General features: G+C 32.7%; 7 protein-coding genes and 1 other RNA gene. 3 read left to right on the top strand and 5 right to left on the bottom strand.

The window, feature by feature from the left end; all coding sequences use genetic code 11:
- On the bottom strand, positions 1-291 hold a 291-nt coding region (locus SOY52_RS11050), incomplete at its 3' end, for a hypothetical protein (RefSeq protein WP_320849013.1).
- Positions 292-301: 10 nt separating this feature from the next.
- On the bottom strand, positions 302-889 hold the full coding sequence (locus SOY52_RS11045) for a TP0733 family outer membrane beta-barrel protein (protein ID WP_320849012.1): 588 nt from the start codon (positions 887-889) through the stop codon (positions 302-304).
- 80 nt (positions 890-969) lie between these two features.
- On the opposite strand from SOY52_RS11045, the gene SOY52_RS11040 reads away from it, so the two are divergent.
- From SOY52_RS11040 to SOY52_RS11030, 3 genes are read left to right on the top strand one after another with little or no spacing between them, the layout of a single operon-like run.
- Positions 970-1,851 carry a bifunctional 5,10-methylenetetrahydrofolate dehydrogenase/5,10-methenyltetrahydrofolate cyclohydrolase gene (locus tag SOY52_RS11040; protein WP_414429614.1) on the top strand — a complete coding sequence of 294 codons (882 nt, stop codon included), beginning with the start codon at positions 970-972 and terminating at the stop codon, positions 1,849-1,851.
- Positions 1,852-3,129 carry a tRNA (N6-isopentenyl adenosine(37)-C2)-methylthiotransferase MiaB gene (gene miaB, locus SOY52_RS11035; RefSeq protein WP_320849010.1) on the top strand — a complete coding sequence of 426 codons (1,278 nt, stop codon included), beginning with the start codon at positions 1,852-1,854 and terminating at the stop codon, positions 3,127-3,129.
- Position 3,130: 1 nt separating this feature from the next.
- Entirely contained in the window at positions 3,131-3,925 is a 795-nt protein-coding gene (locus SOY52_RS11030) for an NAD-dependent protein deacylase (RefSeq protein WP_320849009.1), read from the top strand.
- A 6-nt stretch (positions 3,926-3,931) separates the two neighbouring features.
- On the opposite strand, the gene SOY52_RS11025 is transcribed toward SOY52_RS11030, so the two are convergent.
- From SOY52_RS11025 to smpB, 3 genes are all read right to left on the bottom strand, one after another.
- Positions 3,932-4,162 carry a hypothetical protein gene (locus tag SOY52_RS11025; RefSeq protein WP_320849008.1) on the bottom strand — a complete coding sequence of 77 codons (231 nt, stop codon included), beginning with the start codon at positions 4,160-4,162 and terminating at the stop codon, positions 3,932-3,934.
- 72 nt (positions 4,163-4,234) lie between these two features.
- Positions 4,235-4,604: a transfer-messenger RNA gene (gene ssrA, locus SOY52_RS11020) on the bottom strand.
- Between the two features lie 45 nt (positions 4,605-4,649).
- A complete protein-coding gene (gene smpB, locus SOY52_RS11015) occupies positions 4,650-5,114 on the bottom strand; it encodes an SsrA-binding protein SmpB (RefSeq protein ID WP_320849007.1) in 465 nt (154 codons plus the stop codon).
- Positions 5,115-5,239: the final 125 nt, after the last annotated feature.

Here is a 5,239-nt window from a genome sequence, read left to right as displayed (position 1 = left end):
AAAATAAATAATTGTATTATTATTGTATATTATAAATCTATTACTTTTCTTAGCTTCAATTGATGAATCAATTGTTTTATAAGTTCCATTATTTAGATCGTAACTTTCAATACCATTGACAGATTTAAAATAAACGATATTAGTTACAGAGTTAGCTCCAATAAATGATAGTTTTCTGTTATCAGAAGGTACTCTATCAATTACTTCTGCAAAGATACCTTGGTTATCAAGATTACAGGAGGAAAGAAGAGCAATAGCTAATAATAGAAGTATTGTTAAATATTTTTTCATGATTGTACTCCTATTGACGATATGTAACTGCAAGAGTTACAGGTAAGAAGGTAGCAAGCGCATTTTTACTTTGTGCTGATGCTGAGTAGTAAATTTCAGGGATAACCCAAATTCCACTATTAATTCCAAGTCCCCAGTTTTCTGTAAAGTAGTACTGAAGTCCAATTTCTGCAGATAGATAGAATGGCATGTATGATCCACCATCAGAAAGAGAGAGATAACAAATTCCAGCTGCAAGAGAAATTGGCATATCGATTACACCTTGTACTGGGAGCCAAGTTGCTTTAAATAACATTGGAACATTGGTAACTAGTTTTCCATCGATAACATAGTTAAACATATATCCAATTTCACAACCAAGTGCAATTTGTGGATGAACATTTAATTGGTAACAAATTGAACCATAACCACCAATGGATAGTTTTGTGTCTCCAAATGTCTTAGTTGTATCATCAACGAACCTTGTAATTGAAGCTGGTTGGCTTATACCTGCTGAAATTGTAAATCGTTGACTACCGTTGTCGTAATAATTATTTGCTGCAAAGGTTAAAGAACAAATGCATGCAAAAATGAAAAGAACAATAAGCTTTTTATTCATAGATAAAAATATAATCCATTTATTTATACTAATCAAAGGGGGTTGTTGTAATTAGACCGAAATTCCATGTAAACTACATGATTATGAGCACACTTATAAACGGAAAAGAAGTTTCTTTACTCTTAAGAGAAAATATTAAGAGTGAAACAGCATTATTAAAAGATAGATATAATAAGGTTCCTAAGCTTGCTGTTATCCTTGTTGGTAATAACCCTGCAAGCCAAACTTATGTAAATAGCAAAGGTAAAGCAGCACTTGAATGTGGTTTTGAATATAAAGATTATTTACTAAGTGAAAATACATCAGAAGCTGAATTAATTAACTTAGTTAACACTCTCAATAATGATGAGAGTGTTAATGGAATCTTAGTTCAGCTTCCATTACCTAAACACATTAATGAAGAAAAAGTAATTAATACAATTAAAAGTGAAAAGGATGTAGATGGATTTTCCCCATACAACACTGGTTTACTAGCTATTGGAGAAGATTGTTTAATGCCATGTACTCCTGCAGGAATCCTTGAATTACTTAAGTACTACAATATTTCAACTGTTGGTAAGAGAGTATGTGTAATTGGTAGAAGTAATATTGTAGGAAAACCCATTGCTTTAATGTTAATGCAAAAAGGGTGGGATGCAACTGTTACTGTATGTAACTCAAAAACAGAAAACTTAACTGAAGAGACTAAGAGAGCAGATATTATTATTGCAGCAATTGGAAAACCTAATTTCTTAAAAGGAGATATGGTAAGTGATGGTGCTGTTGTAATTGATGTTGGAATTAACAGAGTAGAAGACAAGACTAAGAAAAAAGGATATAGAATTGTTGGAGACTGTGATTTCGATTCATTAGTAGATAAGTGTTCATTCATTACTCCTGTTCCAGGTGGAGTAGGTCCAATGACGATTACATTATTGATGAATAATACTTTAAAGGCTTTTAAGAATCATTTGGAGAAATAAATGAAATATTTTATAGAATCATATGGATGCCAATTAAATATGGCAGAGTCAAATGCGTTAGAGCTTCTATTAAAGGGTGCAGGTATTGAAAAAGCAGAAAAAGCTGAAGATTCAGATTGCGTAATTATCAACACCTGCTCTGTAAGGAAGACAGCTGAAAATAGAATTTGGGGACGTCTATCATTCTTTGGTCACCTTAAAAAGCAGAAAAAAGACTATAAAATTGTAGTTACAGGTTGTATGGCTGAAAGACTTAAAGATGAACTAAAAAAGGATTGTCCTTTTGTCGATGCAGTTATCGGTACAAATGAAAAAATGGAAATAGTAGACTACCTTAAAGGTGATGATATATCCCAAAAAGATAAATATAGCTTTACTACTTCATACTATAGTGAAGGCGAGTTCTCCTCCTATGTACCTATAATGAATGGATGTAATAACTTCTGTTCTTATTGTATTGTCCCTTATGTTAGAGGAAGAGAGATATCAAGACCTGCAGAAGAAATCATTAAAGAAGTTAAAGATCTTGATAGCAAGGGTGTAAAGGAAATAACTTTACTTGGTCAAAATGTAAACTCATATAACTATGAAGGTTTAACATTTCCTGATTTATTAACATTGATTTGTCAAAATATTGAAACAATCGAGTTTGTACGATTTGAATCGCCTCATCCAAAAGATTTTTCACCTAAACTCATTGAGGTAATTAAAAATGAAAAGAGAGTATGCTCTCATATTCACCTTCCAATGCAAAGTGGTAACTCTAGAATTTTAAAACTTATGAATAGAAAAAATACTAGAGAGAGTTTTATTGAACTTGTTGATAAAATGAGAAAGGAAATTCCTGACCTAACATTTGCAACAGATGTTATGGTAGGTTTTCCTACAGAAACAGAAGAGGAATACCTTGATACACTTTCTCTAATGGAATACATGCATCCAATTGAAGCATTTATGTATTACTATAATCTTAGAGAAGGAACTGTTGCTGCTAAGATGGATGGTCAGCTTGAGGATGATGTCAAAATAGCTAGACTTGAAAGATTAATTGATGAGCAGTTAAAACGCTGTCAGAAAGAGAAGGAAGGTAGGATGAATATGACTACTAGAGGTCTTGTTACTGGCATTACTAGAGATGATAAAGATAGATATCTTGCTAGAAATGAGCACAATGAAATGATTAGCTTTAAACCAAAAGAGAGTGTAAAAGTTGGTGATATGGTTAATTTAAAGTGCTATTCTTTAAAAGGTAATACTTATTTAGCTGACGAGATTTAATATGAGTGAATATAGAGAGAAAGAAGAAGTATTTAATGAGAAAATAGAGAATCTTTGGTCTTTATTAATGACATCAAAAAAGATTGCTGTCTTTACTGGTGCAGGGGTATCAACACTATCAGGAATTCCAGATTTCAGAGGTAAACATGGTGTTTATAACTCTCCTTGGCATAATCTTGATGTAGAAACAATTCTTTCTTATGACTTCTTTTTCTCTCACCCAGATATCTTTTATAAATGGACAGAAGAGGTTTGGTATCATCTTGAAGATTATAAACCAAACATTGTTCATAATACTTTAGCAAGGATGGAAGAGAAGGGGATATTAAAGGAAGGTGTATTTACCCAAAATATCGATTTTCTGCATCAAAGAGCTGGTAGCAAAAAAGTTTGGGAATTACATGGCTCTGCAAGACACTCTTTTTGTACAAATTGTAATGCCTTTTATAAATATGAAGAAATTGCGCCAATAGTACAAAGAGGAGAAATCCCATATTGTGATAAGTGTGGAAGCCTTATTAAACCTGATATTGTTCTCTATGGAGAAAATCTCCCAATGAGTGTATTACGAAAAGCTGAGACAGTTTTTTCTCAAGCTGATTTAACACTAATTTTAGGTTCATCACTCACTGTATATCCTGCTGCATCACTACCAAAACTTACATCATACTATGGTGGTAAGGTTGTAATAGTAAATGCAGATCCTACTGACCAAGATAAAAATGCAACATTAATTTTTAGAGATCTAGAACAAACATTTACAGCTATTAATACTTTTCTAGACCAAATTAGTTAAAGAAATTCACTTGGAGGAAATTTTAAAAAAAATCTCCAAGTGAACATTATCAAAGTTTCTAACTTCAAATTCTGAATCAAATAAATAGATTCCACCATCTTTATCTTTAGAATGAGGCACTATGCAGTATAATCCTTTGCCATCACTTTTAACTGCATAAATAAAGTCATCAATACGAGTATGTCCGCAAAGACCTAGAGACTTTACGTTACCATTGATTTTTGTTCCTTTTTTCATAAACTCTACCTTAAATAAAATAATACAAAGAGAATTAAATAAAAAAAAGAGCTAGAGATAAAACCTAACTCTTTTTGGAGATGGGGAGATTCGAACTCCCGTCCTAGTGTGCCATCCTAAAACGTCTACAGCCGTAGTCACAATTTAAAATCTTGAGCCTAAATAGGTATTGTAACCAACCATTTAAACTCCAGCTAACTAAAAGTCTTCTACCTATGCTAGCCTAAGTAGAACAAGTCCCTGTTGGCAACCACTTTTTCAAGTTAGGAACAGCACTCTAAAAGCGGATCGCAAGCTCACGCTGCGAGTAATTCTGCTTCGTCAGAAACGAATACTTCGTCTTCTTTCTTTGCATTTATTTTTTTGTGCTAGTTTAACAAGTTGGCGCTTGGACCGCAGTCTTAGAAGTGGTCTGCCACCAGTCGAAACCAGAGACATCCCCTTACATTTTGCTAATATACAAAAAGAAAGCAAAATCGACAAGATGTTAATAATTTAACATCTTTAACTCTCTTCTAGCTTCCTTATTTAAATCACGCTCTTTAATTGCATTCTTTTTGTCATAGACAGCTTTACCTCTAGCAAGCGCGATTTTCATCTTAATTAAATTACCCTTCAAATAAATCTCTAGAGGGACAATAGTCATACCTTTTGATTCAACCTTACGATTAAACTTTTTAATCTCTTGCTTATGGGCAAGTAAAACTCTTTTTCTATCTCCCTGATGGTTAAAAACAGAGCCATGAGAGTAGGGTTGAATAGTAAAACCAATTAGCTCAAGAGTATTATTCTTTATTGTAATATAAGAGTCTCCAAAAGATACACGTCCCATCCTGACGCTTTTAACCTCAGTCCCAACTAACTGTAAACCACACTCTAACTCTTCAATAATTTCATAGTTAAAGTAAGCTTTTTTGTTTTTAAGTATGAGCTTAAATTTTTCTTTTTCCATTAAATATCCTTTGCAACTCTGAAACCAGTATACTCACTAGTAACATTTTTCTCAATTACACCAACGCTTTCAGGAGAAACTGTAGATGAATTATTTATATAAGAACCACCCTTAATAATTACATC

The organism is Bullifex sp. (assembly GCF_034103065.1).
Classification (GTDB): Bacteria; Spirochaetota; Spirochaetia; order Sphaerochaetales; family Sphaerochaetaceae; genus Bullifex.
The sequence above is the reverse complement of the archived record's forward strand: the minus strand, read 5'-3'. Positions and strand labels throughout refer to the sequence as shown.

Excerpts from the sequence above, each read along its gene's own strand:
- SOY52_RS11045 (WP_320849012.1), bottom strand. The coding sequence starts at position 889 with ATGAATAAAAAGCTTATTGTTCTTTTCATTTTTGCATGCATTTGTTCT.
- miaB (WP_320849010.1), top strand. The coding sequence starts at position 1,852 with ATGAAATATTTTATAGAATCATATGGATGCCAATTAAATATGGCAGAG.
- SOY52_RS11030 (WP_320849009.1), top strand. The coding sequence starts at position 3,131 with ATGAGTGAATATAGAGAGAAAGAAGAAGTATTTAATGAGAAAATAGAG.
- SOY52_RS11025 (WP_320849008.1), bottom strand. The coding sequence starts at position 4,162 with ATGAAAAAAGGAACAAAAATCAATGGTAACGTAAAGTCTCTAGGTCTT.
- smpB (WP_320849007.1), bottom strand. The coding sequence starts at position 5,114 with ATGGAAAAAGAAAAATTTAAGCTCATACTTAAAAACAAAAAAGCTTAC.